Here is a 23324-nt window from a genome sequence, read left to right on the forward strand (position 1 = left end):
ACAGACGATAGTCAACGGCCACCCGTTACCCGCGCCCGGCGGACCGCATCCCCGCCGGGACCGATAGTCTGGCGCTCCCATGTCCGAAGCCTCCGCTCCCCACGCCGCCGACCGCCGCGAGCTCACCGCCGCGCAGCGCAACGCCGTCGCCGAACTGCTCCGCGTCTCCCCGGTCGCCGACGAGCTGGGCCGCCGGTTCGCCCGGGCCGGCCACGAGCTGCACCTGGTGGGCGGCTCGGTACGCGACGCCCTGCTCGGCCGCCTCGGCGACGACCTCGATTTCTGCACCGACGCGCACCCCGACGAGACCCTGCGCGTCGTGCGCGGCTGGGCCGAGTCGATCTGGGAGACCGGCCGCGAGTTCGGCACCATCGGGTGCCAGCGCGACGGGCTGCGGCTGGAGATCACCACCTTCCGCGCCGAGTCGTACGACCAGGTCAGCCGCAACCCCGTCGTCGAGTACGGCACCGACCTCGCCGAGGACCTGCGGCGGCGCGACTTCACCATCAACGCGATGGCGGTCAGCCTGCCCGAGCACCGCTTCACCGACCCGCACGGCGGCCTGGACGACCTCGCCGCGAAGGTGATCCGCACCCCGGGCACCCCGGCGGAGTCGTTCGGCGACGACCCGCTGCGGATGCTGCGCGCGGCCCGGTTCGCCGCACAGCTGCGCTTCGCGGTGCATCCCGAGACGTACGCGGCGATGACCCGGATGGCCGGCGACCTGGACCGGATCACGGCCGAGCGGATCCGTGACGAATTCACCAAGCTGCTCTGCGGCGCCGACCCGATCACGGGTCTGCGGCTGCTGGTCGACACCGGTCTCGCCGAGCGCTTCCTGCCCGAGCTGACCGGGCTCAAGCTGGAGATCGACGAGCACGCCCAGCACAAGGACGTCTACGAGCACACCCTCACGGTGGTCAGCAACGCCGTCTCGTACGAGACGGAGGGGCCGGACTTCATCCTGCGGATGGCCGCGCTGATGCACGACGTCGGCAAGCCGGCCACCAAGGCGGTCGGCACGGACGGCCGGGTCAGCTTCCACCACCACGAGGTGGTCGGCGCCCGGCTGACGAAGGCCCGGATGAAGGCGCTGCGCTACCCGAAGGAGATCACCTCCAAGGTCACCGCACTGGTCGCACTGCACCTGCGCTTCTACGGCTACGGCCGGGGCGAGTGGACCGACTCGGCGGTGCGCCGCTACGTCGCCGACGCCGGCGACCTGCTGCCGCGCCTGCACAAGCTGACCCGTTCGGACTGCACGACCCGCAACCGCCGCAAGGCGGCCCAGCTCGCCGCGGACTACGACGCGCTGGAGGAGCGGATCGCCCGGATCGCCGCCGAGGAGGACCTGGCGAGGGTCCGGCCCGACCTGGACGGCAACGCGATCATGGAGCTGCTCGGCGTGCCGCCGGGGCCGGTGGTCGGCCGGGCCTGGAAGCACCTCAAGGAGCTGCGACTGGAGCGCGGACCGCTGGACCGCGACGAGGCCGAGGCGGAGCTGCTGCGCTGGGCCCGCGACGAGGGCATCGTCGGCTAGTCCGGGCCGTGGTGGCCGCCGAGCCGGGGCTCGGGCGGAGGGTCGTATGACGACGCTGTCGAGCTGAGTCGTCTGTGACATCAGGCATCGTCCGGGCCGCTCCGGCACCGGCCGGCGGTGAATCGTCTGCGACATCAGCTCGACAGCGGCCCCGAGTGTGGATCCTCGCCGACGGACACCGTGACGATCCTGGTTGCGCCAGCGGTTACCCGATCATCGGTTGAAGACGAAGCACTGGGTAGGTCCGACCCAACCGTACGAGCAGGGCGCCGCCCTATGGCGGGGACGGCGCCCTGTCGTGCTCAGCGGACCGACCGCTGCCCGGGTGGCGTCAGCGGGTCTCGACCGCCGTGCCGTCGACCGGCGGCTTGCCGTTGCCGGGAGCCGACGCCGCCGAGCCGAGCTTCGCCAGCAGGCCGGCCAGGTCGATGCCGGTCAGGTCGCTGCCGAGCTGGAGCCCCTGGGCGACGTTGCCCGCCACCGACTTCGTCAGGGACGAGGCGCCGTCGGTCGAGATGACGGTCATCTTGTCGATCGCGCCGATCGGGGCGCTGGCCGCCTCGACGACCTGCGGCAGCACCTTGACCAGCAGGTCCAGCACGGCGGCCTCGCCGTACGCCGCGAAGGCCTCGGCCTTGCGGGCCATCGCGTCGGCCTCGGCCTGGCCCTTGGCCAGGATGGCTGCGGCCTCGGCCGCACCCTCCCGCTCGACCGCCTCGGCGATGGCGGAACGCCGGCGCTGCTCGGCCTCACCCTCCTTGGCGCCCTCGATCGCGTTGGCCTCGGCCAGCGCGGCCCGGCGGGCCCGCTCGCCCTCACCGGTGAGTTTGGCCTGCTCGGCGGCGGCCTGGGCGGCCGCGATGACGGCCTGACGTTGCGCGTCGGCGTTCAACACGGCCGCGTTGCGGGCCGCCTCGGCCTCCTGCTCCACCTTGTAGCGGGCGGCGTCGGCCGGCTTGCGCACCTCGGTGTCGAGCTGACGCTGCTTGAGTTCGGCGTTGCGCTCAGCCACCTTCTGCTGCTCGGAGAGGATCGCCTGGTCCCGCTCGGCCTGGGCGAGCGGCCCAGCCGCCGCCGACCTGGCCTTGGCCGCGTCGATCTCGGCCTGGATGGCGGCCTGCTTGAGCGACAGGTTCCGGTTGGCCTCGGCGATGGCCTCCTCGGCGAGCAGCCGCTCCTGCTCGGCCTGCTGGCGGGCGCGCGCCTCGGCGATCGCCGCGTCCTTGAGCACCCGGGCCGCCTCCGGCCGGCCCAGGTCCTGCAGGTAGGAGCCCTCGGTCAGGATGTCCTGGAGCTGGAAGGTGTCCAGCACCAGGCCCTGGTTGGTCATCGAGTGCTCGGCCTCCTCGGCGACCGCGCTGGCGAACGCAGCCCGGTCTCCGATGACCTCCTCGACGGTGAGCCGGCCGACGATCGAGCGCAGCGCGCCGGCGAGCACCTCCCGCGTGAAGTCCTCGATCTCGTCCTGCTGGTGCAGGAAGCGCTGGGCGGCGGCCCGGATCGCGTCCTCGGTGCCGCCGACCTTGACGATCGCGACGCCGTGCAGGTCGGCGCGGATGCCCTGCTTGCTGACCGCGCCGTGGATGTCGACGTTGATCCGGCGGCTGGACAGGTCGAGCGACTGGAGCTTCTGCACCACGGGCAGGACGAAGACCGAGGCGCCGAGCACGACCTTCTGCCCGGACATGTCGGTCGACCTGCCGCCGTCGGCGGTCTGGGTGGTGCGGCCCTTGCGGCCGGTGACGATGAAGGCCTCGTTCGGGCCGGCGACCTTGATCCGGGAGAGCACGAAGAGCACGAGCAGGAGGACGAGGAGGACCGCGCCGCCGATGGCGATGAGCAGGGGCATGTGACCGTCCTGTGTTCTATGAGGGGGTTCAGTAGGTTTCGACGTGCACGCTGGTCTCGCTGAGCGCCTCGACCACGAAGATCTGGGCGCCGACCGGGATCGGCCGGTCGGCGCGGGCGTTGAGCTTGACCGGCTGGCCGGCGACCCGGACCCGGACCTCGCCGTAACCGTCGGCGGGGACCGGGGTGACGACGAGGCCGAGGGCGCCGACCAGGTGGTGCCGGGTGGGGGTGGGGTCGGTGCGCATGTCGCGGGCCGCCCGGCTCAGCCGGGACGCCGCCCACGCGGTGGGCACGCCCGCGACGACGCCGCCGGCCACCGCCGCCGCGATCATCGCGGGGGTACGCCCACCGAGCAGTTCGTTGACGATCGCGGCGCCGAAGCCGAGCGCGCCCGCGAACCCGGCGACCGCCTCCACCGACACCGGGCCGTCGAAGTCCGGGTTGCCGAGGTGGAACAGCTCGGTGCCGAGCAGGGCGAACGCGAGCACCGCGACGCCCGCTCCGCCGATGATGAGGAAGATCAGTGTCCCCGTGGCCACGCCCGGCACGGTATCGACACCGCGCAACGTGCCATCACCGAACCGCAGGTGAGCGCGCTCGGGTCCCGCCGACGGCGCCTACCTCGTGGGCGGGCCGGCCGGTGCACGCCGACGGGGCGGCGCAGGCCGACGCGGTGTCGGCGTGCGCCGCCCCTGGGCGGAACGAGCTGCTGGAGGGGCGTGGCGCCCCTCGGCGTGCCAGCGGTGTCGCGCTCAGGCGAACATCTCGCCGAGCATCTCGGGGTCGATGGCGATGGGAGCGGGACGGTATGCGGGCGGCTGCGCGCCCGTCAGCTCGCGTACCAGGAAGTCCCAGGCGCGCTTGCGGACGTAGTGCAGGCAGTCGATGAAGGTGTGTTCGGCGCCGGGCACGATGAGCAGCTCGAAGTCCTTCTCGGCGGCGATCAGCCGGTCGGCCAGCCGCAGCGTCTGGTCCGGGTGGACCTGGTCGTCCAACGCGCCGTGGACGAGCAGCAGCCTGCCCGCCAACCGGTCCGCCCGGTCCACGTTCGAGGAGCGGGCCCAGGCCTCGGGGTTGTCCGCGCCGTCATAGGCCTCCACGAAGCCCAGGTTGAAGTGGCGGGCGTCGTGCGAGCCGGCGAGGGCGACGCCCGCCTTGTAGACCTCGGGGAAGTCGAGCATCGCCCGTACGGCGGCGAACCCACCGCCGGAGTGGCCGAACGTCCCCACCCGGTCCAGGTCCATCCACGGGCGGGTCCGGGCCAGCTCCCGCAGCGCCGCGACGTGGTCGGCCAGGCCGCCCGCGTCGGCCAGGTGGCCGTACGAGGCGTCGTGGAAGGACTTGCTCCGCCCCGGGGTGCCTCGCCCGTCGAGCGCGATCACCACGAAGCCCAGGGCTGCGAGAGGCTCCGCGTCGAGGCCCATCCCGCCGGGGTCGAAGCCGGGGGCGACCCGGGCGACCTGCGGGCCGGGATAGAGGGTGTCCACTACCGGGTAACGCCGGGAGGGGTCGAACCCCCGCGGCCGGTACAGCACCCCGTAGACGTCCGTAACCCCGTCGGCCGCCTTGACGCGGAACCGTTCCGGCGGCGTCCAGCCGGTGGCGGCGAGCCCGGTGATGTCGGCGCGCTCCAGCTCGACCAGCACCTGCCCGGTCCAGTCCCGGACGCGGGACACCGGCGGGGTGTCGACCGAGGAGGCGGAGTCGATGAAGTACCCGGCGTTCTCCGGCATCGTGACGACGTGGTCCAGGCCGTCGTCGGTCAGCGTGGCGAAACCGGAGCCGTCCAGACCGACCCGGCACACCGTGCGCCGGTACGGGTCCTCGTCGACCAGCCCGGAGGCGGTGAAGTAGACGACCCGCCGGGCCTCGTCGACGTGCAGGATCTGCCGCACCGCCCACTGCCCGGCGGTGACCTGCCCGAGCAGCGCCCCGGTGTGCAGGTCGTAGCGATAGAGGTGACCCCAGTCGTCCCGCTGCGAATACCACAGCACCTCGTCGGCCAGCACCCGCACGATCGGCGGCTCGTACGCCCACTGGTTGGGCTCCACGCGGGTGGGGCCGGTCTCGCTGATCACGGTGGTGACCTCGCCGGTGCCCGGGTCGAGGCGGCGCAGGGTGAGCGTGCGTCGGTCGCGGGGCTGGTCGAGGTAGTACACCGCCGAGCCGTCCTGAGCCCACCAGGCCCACCTGGTCGCGATCGGCGACATCTGCGGCATGAGCAGCGGCTCGGCCTGTGCGCGGACCATCGTGCCCTCGGCCACGTCCAGCACGACCAGTTCCGCCCGCGGCACGTTCTCGTCCCCGGGGTACGCGTACCGCTGGGTGCGCAGCAGGGGCGCGTCGCCGTCGGCGGGCCTGGCCTCGACGAGGTGGGTCTGCCGGACGCCGCGTTCGTCGGTTCGATGCGTCAGCACCTTGGTCGAGTCGGGCGACCAGGCCACCACGGGCGGCAGGTGCGGCAGGCCGAACTTGCGCAACAGCGTGCCGTTGCTCGTGCAGTCCGGTCCGGAGCCGTACCGGTGGTCGGGCTCGCCGTCGGTGGTCAGCGCCCACTCGCGGCCGTCGACCAGCGAGCGCGCCCAGAGGTCGTGCCCCCGCAGCGACACCGCGACCTTGCGGTCGGGTGAGGGCACCTCCAGCGGGTTGCCCGGCGGCGTGGCCTTGGCCCGCTCGCAGGAGTAGCCGTCCAGCTCGCAGCGCCAGTGCTCGCCGTACGCGTCGAACTCCACGGCGTTTCCGGCCAGCTCGATGGCCATGAACGGCAGGGCCTCCGGGTCGACCTCCTGCCCGGTGGCGGTGGCGAGAGCGGCGGCGAGCCGGGCGTGGTCGAACGCCGGGCGGCGGGTGCCCGCCGTCGGGTCGACCAGCACGAACCGCCTGCCGACGCCGTTGCTCACGGCGTACCAGAAACGGGCGCCTCCGTCGATCCATCGCGGTCTGACCCTGTCGCCCACGACGAGTTCGCCAGGGCGGGCGGACCGGCGCAGGAGCCGCTCGGCGGCCTGATAGTCCTGGCTGGTTGTCATCTGGTTGTCCTTCCTCAGGTCGGTGCGGGCACGGGGGGTGCCCGGTGGTGCCGTCACGGCTGATGTGACGAGGAGGCGGCGTGAGCGAGGTGCCGGGCGTCGTGCGGGCCGGCCGCTGTCCGCGCGGTCAGGGATCGGGCGAGGGGTGTCGCCGTCGTCGTCGTGGACCCTGGCGGTCGGGGCGTCGGCTTCAGCGGCTGCGGGCGGTGATGTCGCCGACGGCGGTGGTCGCGTGGATGGTCAGGTCGGCGGCTCCGCCGGTGTTCGTGAGCGCGTTGTGGATCCGGCCGAGGGTGGTGCCGGCGTCCAGGGCGGCGGAGACGCCGTGGGCGGCGTCGACCGACACGTCGCCGGCCTGGGTGCGCAGCACGACCGTGCCGCGCACGGCCTCGGCGATCCGGATGTCGCCCTTCGCGGTGCTGATCTCCCCGGGGCCGTTGAGGCGGCCGATCGTGACGTCGCCGGCGGAGGTGGTGAGGCGTACGCTGGCGGCCTCGTCGATCTTGATCGCGCCGTGCGCGCCCTCGAAGACGACGTCGCCGAACCGTCCGACGGCCCGGAACTCGGCGCTCGCCGCCTTCGCCTCGATCCGGGAGTCGGCGGGCAGCTGGACCGTCACCTCGACGGATCCGGTGTTGCCGAGGATCTGGTTCTTGGCCGGCGTCACGATCCGCAGGACGCCGTCGCCGTGTTCGACCCTGGTCTGCTCCGCCGCCTTCACGTCGCGGCTCTTCGCCGGGTCCGCGGGCAGCACCTCGACCGTGGTGTCGGGTCGGTCGGCGGCGATGAACCGGACGTGCCCGGCAGGGATGTCGAGGACGGCGGAGACGGGGGTGGGGGTGTCGAACGTCTGCATCGTGTGCTCCTTCGGGCCTTGTTTCCGATGTGCGAAACGCTACGTTGCGTTCGGGGATCGGGCAACAGCTTCGTTGCGAACAACCGATGTAATGCCAGGTAGAAGCCTCGAAATCGTTGCAACAGTTCGGAATTCAAGGCAACGAGCCGGGAAGGTTTCGTTGCATTGACCTCGCGATGAACGCTATGGGGGTGGTGTCGGCGACGGCCGTCGGTCCGCCTGGTCCGCTCATGGTCGCGCCGTTGCCGGACGGCGCGCCGACCGAATCTTGCTGTTGACAAGATTGGCCCCACCGGCCAATCTTGACACCGACAAGACGGAGGTGCCCATGTCCTCGGCGACCCTGACCACCGCCGGCATCCTGCTGATCACCGTCGTGACGGTGGCGTACGGCGGCCTGACCCTGCTCATGCACCTGGCCCGGCGCAAGGCCGGCTACCTCGACAACCCCGTCCGCCGGGGACTGTGGACCGCCGGCCACGCGCACGCGGGGGTGCTGGTCCTCTTCGCGCTGGTCGTGCTGCCCTACGTCGACCACGCCGACGCGTCCGGCGGCATCCGCACGCTCATCCGGGCCCTGTTCGTGGCCGCGCCGATCCTGATGCCGCTCGGCTTCTTCCTCTCGGTGGTCCGCCCGCAGGACACGAAGCCCAACAGGCTGATCTGGCTGGCCGTGGCCGGCGGCGCCAGCCTCAGCGCCGGCGCCCTGCTGCTCGGCTTCACCCTGCTCTGAGCCGCCGGCACCGATCGGGGCGCGCGAGGCTCGGGCGGCGGTGTCGGCCCACCGGGGACAATGGATGCATGCGCTGGACCGTGCTCGACTCCCCGATCGGTGAGTTCTCCGTCGCCACCGACGGGGCGAACGTGTGCCGCACCCGCTTCGGCCGGGTCGAGGGGGCCGCCGAGGAACCGGGCGACGAGACGGCCCGACAGGCGGTGACGGAGCTGCGGGCATACTTCGCCGGCGAGCTGACCGAGTTCGCGGTGCCGCTGGCGGTGCCGGGCGGCTCGGCCTTCGAGCGCGGCGTCTGGCGGGAGATGACCCAGATCCCGTACGGGGAGACGCTCACCTACGGCGAGGTGGCCCGGCGGCTCGGCGATCCCGGCGCCGCCCGCGCCGTCGGGGTGGCCTGCAACCGCAACCCGATCCCGGTGATCGTGCCCTGCCACCGGATCGTCGGGGCGGGCGCCAAGCTGGTCGGCTTCGGTGGCGGGCTGGAGCGCAAGGTCACCCTCCTGGAGTTGGAGGCCGGCGTCGCCCTGCGGCGCGCGTGGTCCTGACGCCGCCGGGCACACGACGACAGACGCGCCGAGGGCCAGGTCCCCGCGGACCCGGCCCTCGGCGGTGCTGGTGGTCAGCGCGTCAGCGCTCGACCTCACCGGCGATGAACGCCTCGACGGCGGCGTGCGCGTCGTGGTCGGCGTACTGCACCGGCGGGGACTTCATGAAGTACGACGAGGCCGACAGGATCGGGCCGCCGATCTTCCGGTCCAGCGCGATCTTCGCGGCGCGGACGGCGTCGATGATGACGCCGGCCGAGTTCGGCGAGTCCCACACCTCGAGCTTGAGCTCGGCGTTGAGCGGGGTGTCGCCGAAGGAACGACCCTCCAGGCGGATGTACGCCCACTTGCGGTCGTCCAGCCACGGCACGTGGTCCGACGGGCCGATGTGCACGTCGCTCTTGCTCATCTCGTGCGGGATCTGGGACGTCACCGACTGGGTCTTCGAGATCTTCTTCGAGACCAGGCGGTTGCGCTCCAGCATGTTCATGAAGTCCATGTTGCCGCCGAAGTTGAGCTGGTACGTGCGCAGCAGCTCGACACCGCGGTCCTCGAAGAGCTTCGCCAGGGCGCGGTGCACGATCGTGGCGCCGACCTGGCTCTTGATGTCGTCACCGACGATCGGCAGACCCGCGTCCTCGAACTTCTTCGCCCACTCGGGGTCGGAGGCGATGAAGACCGGCAGGGCGTTCACGAACGCGCAGCCGGCGTCGATCGCGGCCTGGGCGTAGAACTTGTCGGCCTGCTCGGAGCCGACCGGCAGGTAGGAGACGACGACGTCGACCTGCGCGTCGCGCAGCGCCTGCGCCACGTCGACCGGGGTGGCGTCGGACTCCTCGACGATCTCGCGGTAGTACTGGCCCAGACCGTCGAAGGTCGGGCCGCGCTGGACGGTGACGCCGGTCGGCGGCACGTCGCAGAGCTTGATGGTGTTGTTCTCGCTGGCGACGATCGCCTCGGCGAGGTCCATGCCCACCTTCTTGGCGTCCACGTCGAACGCCGCGACGAACTGCACGTCCGAGACGTGGTAGTCGCCGAAGGTGACGTGCATGAGACCCGGGACGCGGTCGTTCGGGTCGGCGTTCCGGTAGTACTCCACGCCCTGTACGAGGGACGAGGCGCAGTTACCCACACCGACGATGGCGACGCGGACGGAGCCCATAGCGTCTGCCTCCTTCTTCTTCATCACGGCCGCTCTTTCCTGGACTCTCCAGGCGGAGGCGGGCTGTTGTCTTCTCGTCGGCCGCCGGCCGTCCCGGTTGCCGGGACCGTCGGGGCACGGCCGGAGCGCTCGTTGGCGATGAGCTCCTCCAGCCAGCGGACCTCGCGCTCACAGGCTTCCAGGCCGTGGCGCTGCAGTTCCAGCGTGTACGCGTCGAGGCGCTCGGCCGCCCGGCCCAGCACGTCGCGAAGCCCTTCGCGACGCTCCTCGATCTTTCGCCGGCGACCCTCGAGGATGCGGAGTCGGGTCGCCTGGTCGGTGCGGGCGAAGAACGCGAAGTGCACCCCGAAGCCCGTGTCGTCGTACGTCTCGGGCCCGGCCTGTGCGATGAGTTGGGCGAAGCGTTCCTTGCCCTCCGCGGTGATTTTGTAGACCACCCGACCTCGTCGGCTGGTCAGCGCGGGAACCTCCTCGGCGGTGGCGGGTGTCTCGGCGGCCTCGGCGATCCACCCCGCCGCCTGCAGCCGACGCAGGGTCGGGTAGAGCGAGCCGTAGCTGATCGCCGCCCTGATCGCGCCGAGCTTGGCGGTCAACTCCTTGCGCAGCTCATAGCCGTGCATCGGAGACTCCTGCAGGAGGCCGAGGATGGCGAGTTCGAGCACGGGCCATCCTCTCTGTACCCTCTACGCGGAGCGGTAACCGCCGCGATGTATCGGACCGATACATCGCACGCTAGCGGATCACTGTGATCAGGGCAAACCCCCGCTCCGAGGTCCTGTCGTCACTCATCGTCACCGTGGTCGCCTCGCCCGGCGAGACGGCGTACCCTTCTGCGCATGCGTACGCAGCGCCAGGTGGTCGACTTCTCGCTCCGGAGGAGAGCGGTGCTGCGCGAACTCCTCGCCGGCCGGGTCGGCACGTACGACGTCTGCGACGCGTCGCCGTACCTGAAGAACGCCGCTCGCTTCCACGGAGAGCCCACCGACGAGCGGTGCCCGATCTGCCGGAGCGAGAACCTGACGCGCGTCCACTACATTTACGGCGACGAACTCAAGCAGTCGGCCGGTCAGGCCCGGACGCTCGCCGAGTTGCCCGTACTGGCGATGACGCTGCGTGAGTTCCAGGTCTTCGTGGTGGAGGTGTGCCTCGGCTGTGACTGGAACCATCTCGTCGAGCAGTACCTGCTCGGCCGGGACGGGCTGGCCGGGGACCCGGAGGACGGGTCGGAGCAGGGCGCGGTGGGCGGCGCGGCCGCCTCGGGCACCGGCGGGGCCGGTCGACGGAGGCGAGAGGCGCAACGGTGATCCTGGCTGGATCGGCCGCCCCCGGTCAGCACCCGCACGCCCGGGGTGACCGACGGCTCGTTGGTCTGACAGGCCCGATTGATTCGTACATGACCCCGGTCGGTCGGCACGGACGTGCCGCTACTGTCGGGTGTCCCATCTCACGGCAAACCGGTGGCGGCGCAGCCGCGTCCCACCGCGACGGCAGGGTGTGAGGAATGAACTCGTACGGCGATCCCAGTTCCCCGCGCGGGCGGGCCCAGATTCCGGGCCAGCACGGCGACCCCGGCGGTGACGCCCGCGGGGGCGGCTGGTCGGCTGCCCAGGAGGGTACGGCACCGGCCGGCCGCGCCTCGGTCTCGCCCCGGGCTTCCGGTGGGCGCGCCTCGGTCGGCGGTTCGGCGGCCGTGCCACCGCGCGGCGGCTCGGCCTCGGCGGCCGTCCCGCCCCGTGCCGGCTCGGCCGCCGGTTCCGCCTCGGTGGGTTCCGCCTCCGTCGGTCGGGCCGCCCCCGGCCGGGCCTCGGCGCCGGTCTCGCCGGCGCCCGGCGCGGGCCGGGCGGGCGCGGGCCGCGCGTCGGTGCCGGTCTCCCCGGCCGTCGGCGGACCGGCCGGTCGGGCCTCGGTGGGTTCCGCCGCCGTGGGCGCCGCCTCGGCGGGTCGGGCGAGCGTCGGGTCGGCCGCCGTCGGTGGTGCCAGCGGCCGGGCCTCGGCGCGGGCGAGCGTCTCGCCCGTCTCGGGTGGCCCGGGCGGGCCCGGCGGGCCGACCGGTCCCGGCCGGCGCGGGCGCGGCGCGGGCGACCCGGCCAACGCGGCGCGGGCCAAGAAGCGCAAGCGGATCAACATGCTGATCGCCAGCTTCGCCGTCTTCATCATGCTCGCCGGCCTGGGCGTGGTCGGCTTCACCTACTACTCGACCAACGTCACGCTCCCGGACGAGGTGCCGCTGCCGCTCTCCACCACGATCCTCGCCAGCGACAAGAAGACCCAGGTGGCCCGGCTCGGCAACGAGAACCGCACCTTCGTCACGATCAAGGACATCCCGGAGTACGTCCAGCACGCCGTGGCGGCGGCCGAGGACCGCAACTTCTACAAGCACTCGGGCGTGGACTACAAGGGCATCGCCCGCGCGGCCTGGAACAACCTCACCGGCGGCGACAAGCAGGGCGCCTCGACGATCACCCAGCAGTACGCCCGCAACGCCATCGAGAACCTGAAGGACGACACGTACGCCCGGAAGGTGAAGGAGGCGATCTTCGCCTCGAAGCTGAACGAGAAGTACAGCAAGCCCGAGATCATGCAGCACTACCTCAACGTGATCTACTTCGGGCGCGGCGCGTACGGCATCGAGGCGGCGGCGCAGACCTACTTCGGCAAGTCGGCCAGCAAGCTCACGGTCGCCGAGGGCGCGGTGCTCGCGGCCCTGATCAAGCAGCCGGTGAAGAGCGAGACCCACCTGGGCTACGACCCGGCCGTCAACCCCGAGCAGGCCAAGGACCGGTGGAATTACGTGCTCGGCGGCATGGTCGAGGAGGGCTGGCTCAACGCCGCCGACCGGCCGACCGCGTACCCGAAGGTGCTGGCGCCGAAGAAGGACGGCAACGGCTTCGGCGTGAAGAGCCCCCGGGGCAACGTCGTCAACTACGTGCGCCAGGAGATGGAGCAGTGGGGGATCTGCTCCGACTCGGGTAAGCCGGGCAAGCCGACCTGCGTCGACGAGCTGCGTACCGGCGGTTACCGGATCGTCACCACGATCAACCCGAAGATGCAGAGTGCGCTGGAGGCGGCGGCCCAACCGGACCGGAAGGGGTCGGTGCTCAAGGGGCAGCCGAAGAACCTGATGGCCGCGGCGGTCTCCATCGAGCCGAAGTCCGGCCGGGTCCTCGCCTACTACGGCGGCGACAGCGGTGCCGACTTCGACTACGCGGGCAAGAACACCAACGCCAACGGCGACATCGTCGGCGGCCACCCGCCGGGCTCGTCGTTCAAGGTCTACACGCTGGCGGCTGCCATCGAGGCCGGCATCTCGGTCAAGTCGCGCTGGGACGCCACCCCGTTCAAGCCGGAGGGCTTCGCGAACAAGGTGCAGAACGCCGGCCGCGACGTCACGAAGACGTGCAACAAGTCCTGCACGCTGGAGGAGTCGACCATCCGCTCCTACAACGTGCCGTTCTTCCATCTCGCCGAGAAGATCGGTCCCGACAAGGTGGTCGCCATGGCGCGGCAGGCCGGCGTGAGCACGATGTGGACGGTCGACCCGCCGAAGCCGTACGACCTGGTCAAGGAGAAGCCGGAGAACCTCGCCCCGAGAAAGTTCGACCGGGTGGTCGGTTACGGCCAGTACCCGATCACCGTGCTCGACCACGCCAACGGGCTCGCCACCCTCGCCAACGACGGCGTCTACAACAAGGCGCACTTCGTCATCAGCGTGGAGAAGCAGAACGAGGACACCGGCAAGTGGGTGAAGGTGCCCGGGACCGGTGAGCAGCGCAAGCCGCAGCAGCGCATCAGACCGGAGGTCGCCAAGGAGGTGACCGCCGTGCTGAAGGAGATCCCGGAGGAGAACAACGCCAACCTGGCCGACGGTCGGGACGCGGCCGGCAAGACCGGTACCTGGGAACACAACGGCACCCCGCGCAACGCGCACGCCTGGATGGTCGGCTACGACGACAACCTCGCCACCGCCGTCTGGATCGGCAGCCGCGACCCGAAGAAACCGACCATCGTCGACGGTAGAGGGAACGACATCGGCGGTAGCAGCTTCCCGGCGGAGCTGTGGAAGCGGTACATGGACGACGCGCTGAAGGGCAAGGACAAGTCGGACCTGCCGAGCGTCACCGGCATCGGTGACGACAAGGCCGGCAACGGCGAGGCTCCGCCGCCGCCGGATCAGCCGGAACAGCCTGGTGGCCGGCCGGACTGCGGGCCGCTGGAGCTGCTCTGCCCGCCGGGTGGCAACAACGGCGGCGGGAACAACGGCGGCGGCACCGGCCCGGGTGGTGGCCCGACCGGACCCGCGACCCCGAACGAGCCGAGGCCGGGTGGCGGTGGCGGGCTGCTACCGAGCATCACCCCACGCCCGAGCGACGACTGAGCCACGAACGCCGCCGGCGGCCGGACGCCCTGTCCGGCCGCCGGCGGCGTTTCGCGTGACCGACGTGTCGGCTCCGGGACGGGACGCGGAGGCCGGTCGTACGGCAGGATGCACCTTCATGAGCACGCAGCCGACGCGAGGCATCGACGACGCCGGTGCCGCCGACCACCCGTCCCGGTCCGACGGCTTCGTCCGGGGCGTCTCCGGCCTCATCGGTGGTCCGCTGGGCGACCACGCCACCGCGCTCGACCGGCCCGCCGGGCGCGAGAACCGCTTCTGGACGGCGGCCCGGATCGTCCTGGCCCTGGTCTGCCTGACCCTGGCGCTGCACTGGGTGCAGAAGTCGCCCTGCCAGGACGGCGCCTGGCAGAACAACGTGCAGTACACCCGGTTCTGCTACACCGACGTGCTGGCGCTCTACTACGCCGAGCGGCTCAACGAGGGCGCGGTCCCCTACCGCGACCACCCCGTCGAGTACCCGGTGCTCACCGGGTACTTCATGGGCGCGCTCGGCCTGCCGGTGCACGCCCTCGGCGAGAACGACCCGGGGCTCAACCAGGCCATGTGGTTCTACAACCTGAACGCGCTGGTGCTCGGCGCGCTGGCGGTCGCCACGGTCGCGGTGATCCTCGCCCTGCGCCGCCGACGACCCTGGGACGCCGCGCTGTTCGCGCTCGCTCCCGCGCTGATGCTCACCGCCACGGTCAACTGGGACCTGCTCGCCATCGGCCTCGCCGCGTTCGGCCTGCTGGCCTGGGCACGCAGCCGGCCGTTGCCGGCCGGCGTCCTGCTCGGCCTCGCCGGGGCGGCCAAGATGTGGCCGTTGTTCGTCCTCGGCCCGATCCTGGTGCTGGCGCTGCGCGCCGGCCGGCTCCGCGCCGCCCTCACCGCCCTCGGCGCGGCCCTGGCGTCCCTGATCGCGGTGAACCTGCCGGTCGCCATTCCGTACCGGGAGAACTGGGACCGGTTCTTCGAGCTGAACTCGGAGCGCGCGATCGACTGGGGCACCCTCTGGTACATCGGGCGTCACCTGGACGGGAAGATCGGCAGCCCCGCCGACCCCGGGCCCTTCGAGTGGCTGAACGTCAACATTCCGACGCTGAACGCCCTGTCGTACGCCCTCTTCGGGCTGGCGTGTCTCGGCGTGGCCGCGCTGGGCCTGCTGGCGCCGCGCCGGCCGCGGCTCGCCCAGCTCGCGTTCCTGGTGGTCGCCGCGTTCCTGATCTTCAGCAAGGTGTGGTCGCAGCAGTTCGTGCTCTGGCTGCTGCCGCTGGTGGTGCTCGCCCGCCCGAGGTGGGGCGCCTTCCTGGCCTGGCAGGTGGCCGAGGTCGGCTACTTCGCGGCCTTCTACGGCGAACTGCTCGGCGCGTCGACCGGCCGGCCGGTCTTTCCGGAGGGGGTCTTCGTGCTGGCCGCCACGCTGCGCCTGACCACCGTGGTGGTGCTCTGCGTGCTGGTCGTACGGGAGATCCTGCGGCCGGAACTCGACCCGGTGCGGGCCACCTACGCCGACGATCCCGACGGCGGTCTGCTGGACGGCGCGCCGGACGCGCCCTGGCTCGACCGGTGGCGACGCAGGCCACTGGAGCCCGCCGAGCCGGCACCCGCCCCCGCCTAGCAGCCGCGCGGGGCCCGGTTCCCCGGGCTCCGCGAGCCGGCCCCGTCCTCTGGGCTCCGGGATCCGGCCGGTCCCCCTCGGACTCCGGCCGGTCCCCCTCGTGGCTGCGGGAGCCGGGCCGGCCCGCGCCCCGTCGGGCCCGTGCCGGCCGCTCCCCCCAACCCCTCGCTGCCGGCCGGGTCAGAGCCGGTAGACCACCACCTGGCCCATCTCCTCGCGGGTGATGCCGAGACCGTCGACCGGCGCGTCGATCGTGACCTCCCACGGCGTGCCGGCGATCTGGTCGCGCATCAGCAGCACGTTGCGGACGCCGAGGACCCGAAGGTAGTCGACGCTGGTCTGGTCGGGGAACGAGAGCGACACCCGGCGTACCTCGTCGAGCTGGCGCGGCGTGAAACCGCTGCCGCCGTTGACGATGTCCTGGAACTTCGTCGTGGACCAGAGCATCACCGGCTGGTCGTGGCTCTGGCTGCTCGGCAGCACCAGCAGCGGACCGGCCACGGTCCGCATCGCGGCCGGCTGCTGTGGCACGACCGGGTGCGGCGTGGTGTTCAGGCCCTCGGCGATCACCAGGACCAGCGGCAACAGGGTGGCCAGCCGCAGCCACGGGCTCGGCCAGGAGGGGATCCGCTCGGCGGAGATCTCCCGCACCCGGGCCGCGAACGCGCTGACCGCGCCCGCGGCGAGCAGCCCGAGCAGCAGCGTGGTCCAGAGCATAAGCCGACCCGGCGTACGCAGGCCGTTCCATCCCGGCACGTGCTCGAAGAGCGGCACGTAGGTGAACGTGCCGTCGAAGAACCGGGTGCCCATGGCGAGCACCATGGTCACCACCACCCCGGCGAGCAGCAGCAGCCGGTGCCGCAGCTTCCACACCGAGAAGAAGAGTCCGCCGGCGGCGAGGGCGTAGAGCACGAAACCGGGCAGCAGGGTCATCTCCGGGTGCCACGGCAGCGCCGCCCGCGCGCCCTCGTGCAACTCGCCCCAGACGCGCGACTCGCCGGGCGCCGTGAAGAAGCCGCTCGCCGGCGGAGAGAAGATGGCGATGTCGCCGATCGTCCGCTCCGCCTGCGGGTGCAGCTCCGCCACCTTGAAGTACGGGATGGCCATCAGCGCACCGACACCGGCGAAGATCAGCCCGCCGACGAGGTCCGCGAGCAGCAGCCGGCGGCCGAACGGGCGCTTCACCGGCCGGATCACCCAGCGCCGCAGGAAGAAGGTGACGGCCGCCACCAGCACGGCCCCGCCGAGGAAGTACGCGAACGGCAGCCCGATGCCGAAGCCGAGGCTGAGCTGCCAGGCCGCCACCAGCCAGCCGGCGTAGACCCAGCCGTCGTGCCGGCGTTCCGGCCGGTAGCCGTGGCGGAGCGAGTATCCGTGCCCACGGGCCAGCATGGCCAGCGCCAGCGGGATGCCGCCGTTGGAGATGACGTGCAGGTGCCCGGCCTGGGCGAGCAGCCACGGCGCGTAGGCGTAGCTGACCCCGGCCACCGCGCCGCCGATCCGGCCCGCGCCGAGCTGGCGGGCCAGCGCGTACGCCCCCAGCGTGGCGAGCGCGTGGGCCAGCACGAACATGATGTTGTAGCGCAGCACGGCGGCCTCGGGGCCGTTGCCGATCATGCCCGCCGGGGCGTATCCGAGCAGGGTGTCCGAGAAGGCGAAGCTCCAGTCCTCCGGGAAGAACGCGTTCGACTGCCACAGCTGCGCCGGGTTGGTCAGCAGGATGTGCCCCGACCAGGCCATCTGCCACGCCTGCAGGGTGGGGTCCCAGTAGTCCTGCGGGATCGTGTGCAGCGGGTAGCGCAGGGTGGGCCAGGTCAGCAGGACGGCCAACACCAGCGAGCCGACCGTCGCCAGGGTCCACTCGTGGATCAGCAGGCGACCGACCCACCGGGCGGCGCGGCGCGGCCTGCCCGGTACGGCCTCGGGCGCGGGCGCGAACGCCGCCCACCGGTCGGGCTTTCCGGCCTCCTTGCCGTCGCCGTCCTTGCCCTCGGTGGTCTTGCCCTCGGTGGTCTTGGCGTCGGTGGTCTTGGCGTCGGTGGTCTTGGCGTCGGTGGTCTTGGCGTCGACGCTCTTGCCCTCGGTGGTCTTGCCGTCACCGTCTTTGGCGTCGGTGGTCTTGCCGTCGGCGCTCTTGCCCGCGGCGGCCTTGCTCCCGCCGCTCTCGCCGGTTCTGCCCTCGTCGCCCTTGCCGTCGGCTCCCTTGTTTCCGCCGTGCTTGCTCTCGCCGTTCCCGGCCAAGGCTCCCCCGCCGTCCCTGCCGGCGTCGGCCTGGCCCGTCGGGCCCCCGTCCGTTGCGGCAGCCCTGTCCGTCGTGGCCCGGCCCGGCTCTGTCCCGGCCCTGTCCGTCGTGGTCCTGCCGGGCCTGGTCGCAGCCCTGTCCGGCCCGGTCCCGGCCTTCTCCGGCCCGGTCACAGCCGTGCCAGGCTCGGTTCCGGCCTTGTCCTTCCCCTGCTCCCCTTCAGCGCCGGCCCGGGCCGGCGCTGACTCGCCCGTGGTGTCTCCCGCCTTGGGGGAGCCGGCGGCCCGGTCGGTCCGCGCTTCGTCGCCGGTCGTCTCCGACGAGGCGGGGGCGCCTGCGGGGCCGCCGGAGTGCGGGCCGCCGGCGGCGGACTGGTCGGTCGTCATGCCGCGGTGTTCTCCGTGCCGAGTCGGTCGCGCAGGAAGGCGATGTCGGCGCCCTGGCCCTCGATGCCGCCCGGGGTCTCGACGATCACCGGCGCCCCGGCCGCGCGGATCACCGCCACCAGCAGCTCCGGGTCGATGGTCCCGCCGTCGAGGTTGTCGTGGCGGTCCTGGCCGGAGTTGAACGCGCCCTTGGAGTTGTTGGCGTGCACCAGGTCGATCCGCCCCGTGATCGCCTTGACCCGGTCGACCAGGCCGAGCAGTTCCTCACCCCCGGCGTGCGCGTGGCAGGTGTCCAGGCAGAAGCCCACCTCGTACTCGCCCACGGCGTCCCACAGCCGGGCGAGCGCGTCGAGCCGCCGGGCGCACGCGTTGTCGCCGCCGGCGGTGTTCTCGATCAGGACGGGCAGGCCGAAGCCGCCGGAGTCCGCCGCGTACGCGAAGGTCTTGCGCCAGTTGTCGAACCCCACGGCGACGTCGTCCCCGGCGTTGACGTGCCCGCCGTGGACGATCAGCCCTTTCGCGCCGATCGCGGCAGCCGCCTGCGCGTGCCCGAGCAGCAGCTTGCGGCTGGGGATCCGGATCCGGTTGTTCAGGGTGGCGACGTTGACGACGTACGGCGCGTGGACGTAGAGGTCGACGGCCGCGGCCCGCAGCCGGTCCGCGTCCTCCCGGGGCTTCGGGGCTTTCCAGCCCTGCGGGTCGGAGAGGAAGAACTGCACGGCCCCGGCCTCCCGGGCCGTCGCCTCCGCCAGCGGGTCGGTCGAATCGACGTGGGCTCCGATACGCATGCGTGGGAGCCTACGTCGCCGCGCCGACAGCCGGGGTGACGGCGGCGGGGAGTGGGATCCGTCGCGCGTCACCTCCCGGCGGCGGCGGTCGTTGATGCGAGTGGGATCCACGGTCGGTGCTTCCGGGCGAGGCGAACGCGCAGGCCGGCCCGCCGGGGAGCGACAGAGCCGCCCGGGAAGGCCGGGGCACCCCCGTCGCGCGGCCCGGCGCGACGGGGGCCGGTTACGGCAGTGCACCCCGGCCTCAACAAAATTACGGAGAAATCCGCCATTTCCCCCGACAAGGGTCAAGAGCCGTTGTAACGTCAGGTAACAACACGATAAAGCTCCGCGGGGCGTTCCCGGTCCAACCTCATCGGTGTGGTCGTTCCTCCCCAGGTCCCACCCAAGGAATGCGGACGGGACGCCCCGCGGCCTCGTGCACGGGGGCTCGCATCGACGCCGACGTCGACGCGGGCCCCCGTCGCCTCTGCCCGGCGCGGGTCGACCGACCACCCCGGGCATGATCGTCCGGACCGGGTATCCTGGTCCGGTTGTCCGCGTCCGGCCGGGTTCCCCCGCAACCGGCGTGGGCCACGACGCACGACCTCCTGCCACGGAAGGACCGTGGCCGCTTAGCCCACAGGAGGTGAGCACGTCTTGCGTCATTACGAGATCATGGTGATCCTCGACCCCAGCCTCGAGGAGCGCACCGTCGCCCCGTCGCTCGACACGTACCTGAACGTGATCCGGACCGCGGGTGGCTCGGTGGAGAAGACCGACGTGTGGGGCCGCCGGCGCCTCGCGTACGAGATCAACAAGAAGGCCGAAGGCATCTACGCCGTCATCGACCTGCAGGCGACGCCCGCGGCGGTGGCCGAGCTGGACCGTCAGCTGCGGCTCAACGAGTCCGTGCTGCGCACCAAGGTCATCCGGCCGGAGATGCGCTAAGCATTCAACCCGGTTCACCCGGATCAGCCTCACCAGCACTGTCGGAGGGCTCTGAGAGCCTGTAACGGCAGAACTGATGAGTGCGCGAGGAGATGGTCATGGCAGGAGACACCACCATCACGGTCATCGGCAACCTGACCGATGACCCCGAGTTGCGGTTCACCCCCTCCGGTGCTGCGGTCGCCAAGTTCCGGGTCGCCTCGACGCCCCGGTTCATGGACAAGGCGTCCGGCGAGTGGAAGGACGGCGAGCCGTTGTTCCTCTCGTGCACCGTCTGGCGGCAGGCCGCCGAGCACGTCGCGGAGTCGCTGCAGCGCGGCGCCCGCGTGATCGTGTCCGGCCGGCTGCGCCAGCGGTCCTACGAGACCCGTGAGGGCGAGAAGCGCACCGTCATCGAGCTCGAGGTCGACGAGATCGGCCCGTCGCTGCGCTACGCCACGGCGAAGGTGCAGAAGATGTCCCGCTCCGGCGGCGGTGGCGGCGGCTTCGGTGGCGGTGGTGGCCAGGGCGGCGGCGGAGGCAACTTCGACGACCCCTGGGCCTCGGCCGCTCCGGCACCCTCGCGCGGCGGTTCGGGTGGCGGAAACTTCGACGAGGAGCCCCCGTTCTAATGGCGCCGAGCGCCCGCGATCGCAAACCAGGAGCACGAGCAATGGCCAAGGCCGCTGCACTTCGCAAGCCGAAGAAGAAGGTGAACCCGCTCGACAAGGACGGGATCACCTACATCGATTACAAGGACACCGCGCTGCTGCGCAAGTTCATCTCCGACCGCGGCAAGATCCGCGCTCGGCGGGTGACCGGCGTGACCTCGCAGCAGCAGCGGCAGATCGCCCGTGCGGTCAAGAACGCCCGTGAGATGGCGCTCCTGCCGTACACCGCCACGGCCCGCTGAGAGGAGGCACCGATATGAAGATCATCCTGACTCAGGAGGTGTCCGGCCTCGGTGCCCCAGGCGACATCGTCGAGGTCAAGAACGGCTACGGCCGTAACTACCTGCTGCCGCAGGGCTTCGCGATCGCCTGGACCAAGGGTGCGGAGAAGCAGGTCACGGTCATCAAGCGGGCCCGCTCGGCCCGGGAGATCCGCGACCTCGGCCACGCCAACGAGGTGAAGGACCAGCTCGAGGGCCTCAAGGTCAGCCTGAAGGCCCGCGCCGGTGACGGTGGTCGGCTCTTCGGCTCGGTCACCCCGGCCGAGATCGTCGACGCCGTCAAGGCCGCCGGCGGCCCGGTCCTCGACCGTCGTCGGCTGGAGCTGCCCGGTCACATCAAGTCGACCGGCTCCTACCCGGTGCGGATCAAGCTGCACCCCGAGGTGACCGCCAAGTTCGACCTCAACGTCGTCCAGGGCTGACACCTCACAGAGCACCACGACAGGGCCCGCACCCCCCGGTGCGGGCCCTGTTCGCTGTACAGCGCCGCCGCGTCAGCCGATCGGCTGCCCGGTCACCACGCTGATCATGACCGTCGACAGACCGCCGCCGACCACCGCCGAGGCCAGCGCCACCGTGGCCGGCCGCCAGGTGGTCCCGACCCGCCGCAGCAGCATCGCCACGACCAGGCTGCTGGCCAGCGCCAGCCCGAAACGCGGCAGGCCCGACGCCAGGGAGCCCAGCGCCCGCGACCGCGGCGAGTCGCAGCCCTCGCCGTTGATGTCGGTCACGCATCCCTCCGGCACCTGCCCGTCGAGGGTCAACAGCCAGAAGAAGATCAGCACCGCCGGCACCAGATAGCAGGCGACGGTGTAGAGCAGCGGCCGCCACCGCCCGCCCGGATCGGGATCGAGCAGGTCGTCCTCGATGCGGCGGGCCAGCCCTCCCGCCGCGGCGACCTCGCTCCGACGGCGTACGGGTGCCGCGGTCGCGCCCCGCGACGGACCGACCGGCTCGGCCGCCCGCCGTCGCGGCGCCGTACGCGGTCGCGGTGCGGTGTAGGAGACCGCCGGCGAACGCGGAACCGACGCCGGCGGATCCATCCACCGTGGGTCGTCGCCCGCCAACCGGGTGCCCCACCAGAAATCCCCGTCGGGGTCGTCCCGTCCCGGCCAGGGCCACCCCTCGGCGGCACCATCCCCCGAGCGCGGCGCATCAGACGGCTCCCAGCCGTCGCCGTCGGCGTACCTCTCCCACTGGCCCGTGCCGTCCGGCTGGTGCCACCGTCCGGACGCGTCGGTCCGGTCCCACCGGCCGGCGTCGCCCGAACCGCCCCACCGGTCGACCTCGCCGACGGGCCGCCACGCGTGCACGCCGGAGGCGTCCCACGGATCGAACTCGGGGCGATCGGCGGGCTCGGCCCGCCGCGCCGGCCGGTCCCAGCGGTCGACCGCCGGCCCGTCCTCGGCCGTCCACCGGCCGGACCGATCGCGGTCCCAGACCGGCGTCGCCCTGGCCGCGTCGCTCGGCTCCTCGAGCCCGGACCAGACGACCTGCGGGCGGTCGGACGGAGAGCGCCTCGGCCGGCCCTGCGGCGGCGCCCCGGAGACCGGGTCGTCATCGGCGCGGCGGCGCCCCGAGTAGCCACCCTCCCGCGGCCCGTCGAACGTCCACTCCCCGGTGTGGTCCGACTCCGGCGGCGCCGCCGGGATCTCGCGCCCACCGGCCTCGCCCGCCCGGTGCCAACCGCGCGCGGTCTCCGTGGCCCACCGTCCGCCATCGGGCCGGGGGCGGTCGGCGTCGTCCTCGTCGTCGGGCGCGGCGTGCCGGCCGCCGCCGTCCGGGCTGCGTACGCCGGACTCCAGCGCCCACCGCGGCAGGTAGGGGTCGACGGGCTCCCGCTGGCCGCGCTCGGCGGCGCGACGTCGGCTCGGTGTGCGGAACTGCCCGGCGTCGTGCTCGTAGGGATGGACGCGTGACGGGGCGGCGGGAACGTCCCAGGGAACGACCGGCTGTCGCTCGCGCGGATCATCCTCTCCGCGTGCCCAGTCCCGGTGATTCACGGCGGCAGCGTGACCCTTCTCGACCGATGGCGCAATCCGCTGTCCAGGTGTAGCCGTTCGCTGGAGATAGTACGGGACGTTCGACCGGCCAGTTCGACCGAAAACTTGTCCTCCACAGGCTGGGGATTACGTTTCCGCAGCTCAGAGGCGCGGGAGGCGGAATTCCCCAGCGGTTGTCCACAGCCTGTGCACACCCTGCGCACATGCTTGTCCACCGGCATCCACAGGTTGTCCCGAGGCTCGTCCACCGCCGTGGTTGAGGGTCTGACCTCGGATTCCGTAAGGTGGGCCCCCGACCGGCCGTGCGATGACCCCCGATCGACCGGCAGGTC

Annotated in this window: 19 protein-coding genes; 10 read left to right on the top strand and 9 right to left on the bottom strand. The window is 72.1% G+C overall.

The features are described from left to right. Positions 1-79: 79 nt before the first annotated feature. A complete protein-coding gene (locus GA0070606_RS16280; protein ID WP_091100554.1) occupies positions 80-1540 on the top strand; it encodes a CCA tRNA nucleotidyltransferase in 1461 nt (486 codons plus the stop codon). A gap of 331 nt (positions 1541-1871) precedes the next feature. On the opposite strand, the gene GA0070606_RS16285 is transcribed toward GA0070606_RS16280, so the two are convergent. The 4 genes from GA0070606_RS16285 to GA0070606_RS16300 all read right to left on the bottom strand — a co-directional run bounded on the left by GA0070606_RS16285 (position 1872) and on the right by GA0070606_RS16300 (position 7276). Further along, positions 1872-3389, bottom strand: coding sequence for a flotillin family protein (locus GA0070606_RS16285; protein WP_091100557.1), 1518 nt, complete (start codon positions 3387-3389; stop codon positions 1872-1874). Between the two features lie 28 nt (positions 3390-3417). After that, complete coding sequence (locus tag GA0070606_RS16290; protein ID WP_425413052.1) at positions 3418-3930, bottom strand: hypothetical protein; 513 nt, start codon at positions 3928-3930, stop codon at positions 3418-3420. A 213-nt stretch (positions 3931-4143) separates the two neighbouring features. After that, positions 4144-6420: a S9 family peptidase gene (locus GA0070606_RS16295; protein ID WP_091100565.1), complete on the bottom strand. Its 2277-nt coding sequence runs from the start codon at positions 6418-6420 to the stop codon at positions 4144-4146. Between the two features lie 190 nt (positions 6421-6610). Next, complete coding sequence (locus GA0070606_RS16300; protein ID WP_091100567.1) at positions 6611-7276, bottom strand: DUF4097 family beta strand repeat-containing protein; 666 nt, start codon at positions 7274-7276, stop codon at positions 6611-6613. A 328-nt stretch (positions 7277-7604) separates the two neighbouring features. Here GA0070606_RS16300 and GA0070606_RS16305 point away from each other — a divergent pair, with 328 nt between their 5' ends. Together GA0070606_RS16305 and GA0070606_RS16310 are read left to right on the top strand one after the other, a co-directional pair. Beyond that, a complete protein-coding gene (locus GA0070606_RS16305; RefSeq protein ID WP_091100571.1) occupies positions 7605-8009 on the top strand; it encodes a hypothetical protein in 405 nt (134 codons plus the stop codon). A gap of 68 nt (positions 8010-8077) precedes the next feature. Further along, a complete protein-coding gene (locus GA0070606_RS16310) occupies positions 8078-8557 on the top strand; it encodes a methylated-DNA--[protein]-cysteine S-methyltransferase (RefSeq protein WP_091100575.1) in 480 nt (159 codons plus the stop codon). A gap of 82 nt (positions 8558-8639) precedes the next feature. Here GA0070606_RS16310 and GA0070606_RS16315 read toward each other — a convergent pair whose 3' ends face one another. Both GA0070606_RS16315 and GA0070606_RS16320 read right to left on the bottom strand, forming a co-directional pair. Continuing rightward, positions 8640-9719 (bottom strand): inositol-3-phosphate synthase, encoded by a 1080-nt coding sequence (locus tag GA0070606_RS16315; RefSeq protein WP_091100579.1) that lies wholly within the window; start codon positions 9717-9719, stop codon positions 8640-8642. 23 nt (positions 9720-9742) lie between these two features. Beyond that, on the bottom strand, positions 9743-10381 hold the full coding sequence (locus GA0070606_RS16320) for a PadR family transcriptional regulator (protein ID WP_091100583.1): 639 nt from the start codon (positions 10379-10381) through the stop codon (positions 9743-9745). A 174-nt stretch (positions 10382-10555) separates the two neighbouring features. Here GA0070606_RS16320 and GA0070606_RS16325 point away from each other — a divergent pair, with 174 nt between their 5' ends. From GA0070606_RS16325 to GA0070606_RS16335, 3 genes are all read left to right on the top strand, one after another. Beyond that, entirely contained in the window at positions 10556-11023 is a 468-nt protein-coding gene (locus GA0070606_RS16325) for a DUF5318 domain-containing protein (protein ID WP_091100588.1), read from the top strand. Positions 11024-11220: 197 nt separating this feature from the next. Then, positions 11221-14094, top strand: a complete 2874-nt coding sequence (locus GA0070606_RS16330; RefSeq protein WP_091100592.1) for a transglycosylase domain-containing protein — start codon at positions 11221-11223, stop codon at positions 14092-14094. Positions 14095-14212: 118 nt separating this feature from the next. Then, complete coding sequence (locus GA0070606_RS16335) at positions 14213-15712, top strand: glycosyltransferase family 87 protein (RefSeq protein WP_091100595.1); 1500 nt, start codon at positions 14213-14215, stop codon at positions 15710-15712. 180 nt (positions 15713-15892) lie between these two features. On the opposite strand, the gene GA0070606_RS16340 is transcribed toward GA0070606_RS16335, so the two are convergent. Continuing rightward, positions 15893-18340 (bottom strand): hypothetical protein, encoded by a 2448-nt coding sequence (locus tag GA0070606_RS16340; RefSeq protein ID WP_425413053.1) that lies wholly within the window; start codon positions 18338-18340, stop codon positions 15893-15895. Beyond that, on the bottom strand, positions 18337-19128 hold the full coding sequence (locus tag GA0070606_RS16345; RefSeq protein ID WP_091100599.1) for a deoxyribonuclease IV: 792 nt from the start codon (positions 19126-19128) through the stop codon (positions 18337-18339). The genes GA0070606_RS16340 and GA0070606_RS16345 overlap by 4 nt, the downstream gene beginning before the upstream one ends. 639 nt (positions 19129-19767) lie before the next feature. On the opposite strand from GA0070606_RS16345, the gene rpsF reads away from it, so the two are divergent. The 4 genes from rpsF to rplI all read left to right on the top strand — a co-directional run bounded on the left by rpsF (position 19768) and on the right by rplI (position 21411). Next, complete coding sequence (rpsF, locus tag GA0070606_RS16350) at positions 19768-20058, top strand: 30S ribosomal protein S6 (RefSeq protein ID WP_076468436.1); 291 nt, start codon at positions 19768-19770, stop codon at positions 20056-20058. A gap of 80 nt (positions 20059-20138) precedes the next feature. Further along, positions 20139-20669: a single-stranded DNA-binding protein gene (locus GA0070606_RS16355; RefSeq protein WP_176737336.1), complete on the top strand. Its 531-nt coding sequence runs from the start codon at positions 20139-20141 to the stop codon at positions 20667-20669. Positions 20670-20710: 41 nt separating this feature from the next. Next, the gene (rpsR, locus tag GA0070606_RS16360) at positions 20711-20950 is read left to right on the top strand and encodes a 30S ribosomal protein S18 (RefSeq protein ID WP_007073789.1); all 240 of its coding nucleotides are present in this window, start codon (positions 20711-20713) and stop codon (positions 20948-20950) included. Positions 20951-20964: 14 nt separating this feature from the next. Next, complete coding sequence (gene rplI / locus GA0070606_RS16365) at positions 20965-21411, top strand: 50S ribosomal protein L9 (protein ID WP_091100601.1); 447 nt, start codon at positions 20965-20967, stop codon at positions 21409-21411. 72 nt (positions 21412-21483) lie between these two features. Here the strand turns inward: rplI and GA0070606_RS16370 are convergent, their stop codons facing one another. Beyond that, on the bottom strand, positions 21484-22992 hold the full coding sequence (locus tag GA0070606_RS16370; protein WP_091100605.1) for a hypothetical protein: 1509 nt from the start codon (positions 22990-22992) through the stop codon (positions 21484-21486). Between the last annotated feature and the right edge of the window lie 332 nt (positions 22993-23324).

This window comes from Micromonospora citrea (assembly GCF_900090315.1).
GTDB lineage: Bacteria > Actinomycetota > Actinomycetes > Mycobacteriales > Micromonosporaceae > Micromonospora > Micromonospora citrea.

Bases quoted from the DNA above. Each gene is read 5' to 3' on its own strand.
- GA0070606_RS16280 (WP_091100554.1), top strand. From the start codon at position 80: ATGTCCGAAGCCTCCGCTCCCCACGCCGCCGACCGCCGCGAGCTCACC.
- GA0070606_RS16285 (WP_091100557.1), bottom strand. From the start codon at position 3,389: ATGCCCCTGCTCATCGCCATCGGCGGCGCGGTCCTCCTCGTCCTCCTG.
- GA0070606_RS16295 (WP_091100565.1), bottom strand. From the start codon at position 6,420: ATGACAACCAGCCAGGACTATCAGGCCGCCGAGCGGCTCCTGCGCCGG.
- GA0070606_RS16300 (WP_091100567.1), bottom strand. From the start codon at position 7,276: ATGCAGACGTTCGACACCCCCACCCCCGTCTCCGCCGTCCTCGACATC.
- GA0070606_RS16305 (WP_091100571.1), top strand. From the start codon at position 7,605: ATGTCCTCGGCGACCCTGACCACCGCCGGCATCCTGCTGATCACCGTC.
- GA0070606_RS16310 (WP_091100575.1), top strand. From the start codon at position 8,078: ATGCGCTGGACCGTGCTCGACTCCCCGATCGGTGAGTTCTCCGTCGCC.
- GA0070606_RS16315 (WP_091100579.1), bottom strand. From the start codon at position 9,719: ATGGGCTCCGTCCGCGTCGCCATCGTCGGTGTGGGTAACTGCGCCTCG.
- GA0070606_RS16325 (WP_091100588.1), top strand. From the start codon at position 10,556: ATGCGTACGCAGCGCCAGGTGGTCGACTTCTCGCTCCGGAGGAGAGCG.
- GA0070606_RS16330 (WP_091100592.1), top strand. From the start codon at position 11,221: ATGAACTCGTACGGCGATCCCAGTTCCCCGCGCGGGCGGGCCCAGATT.
- GA0070606_RS16335 (WP_091100595.1), top strand. From the start codon at position 14,213: ATGAGCACGCAGCCGACGCGAGGCATCGACGACGCCGGTGCCGCCGAC.
- GA0070606_RS16340 (WP_425413053.1), bottom strand. From the start codon at position 18,340: ATGACGACCGACCAGTCCGCCGCCGGCGGCCCGCACTCCGGCGGCCCC.
- GA0070606_RS16345 (WP_091100599.1), bottom strand. From the start codon at position 19,128: ATGCGTATCGGAGCCCACGTCGATTCGACCGACCCGCTGGCGGAGGCG.
- rpsR (WP_007073789.1), top strand. From the start codon at position 20,711: ATGGCCAAGGCCGCTGCACTTCGCAAGCCGAAGAAGAAGGTGAACCCG.
- rplI (WP_091100601.1), top strand. From the start codon at position 20,965: ATGAAGATCATCCTGACTCAGGAGGTGTCCGGCCTCGGTGCCCCAGGC.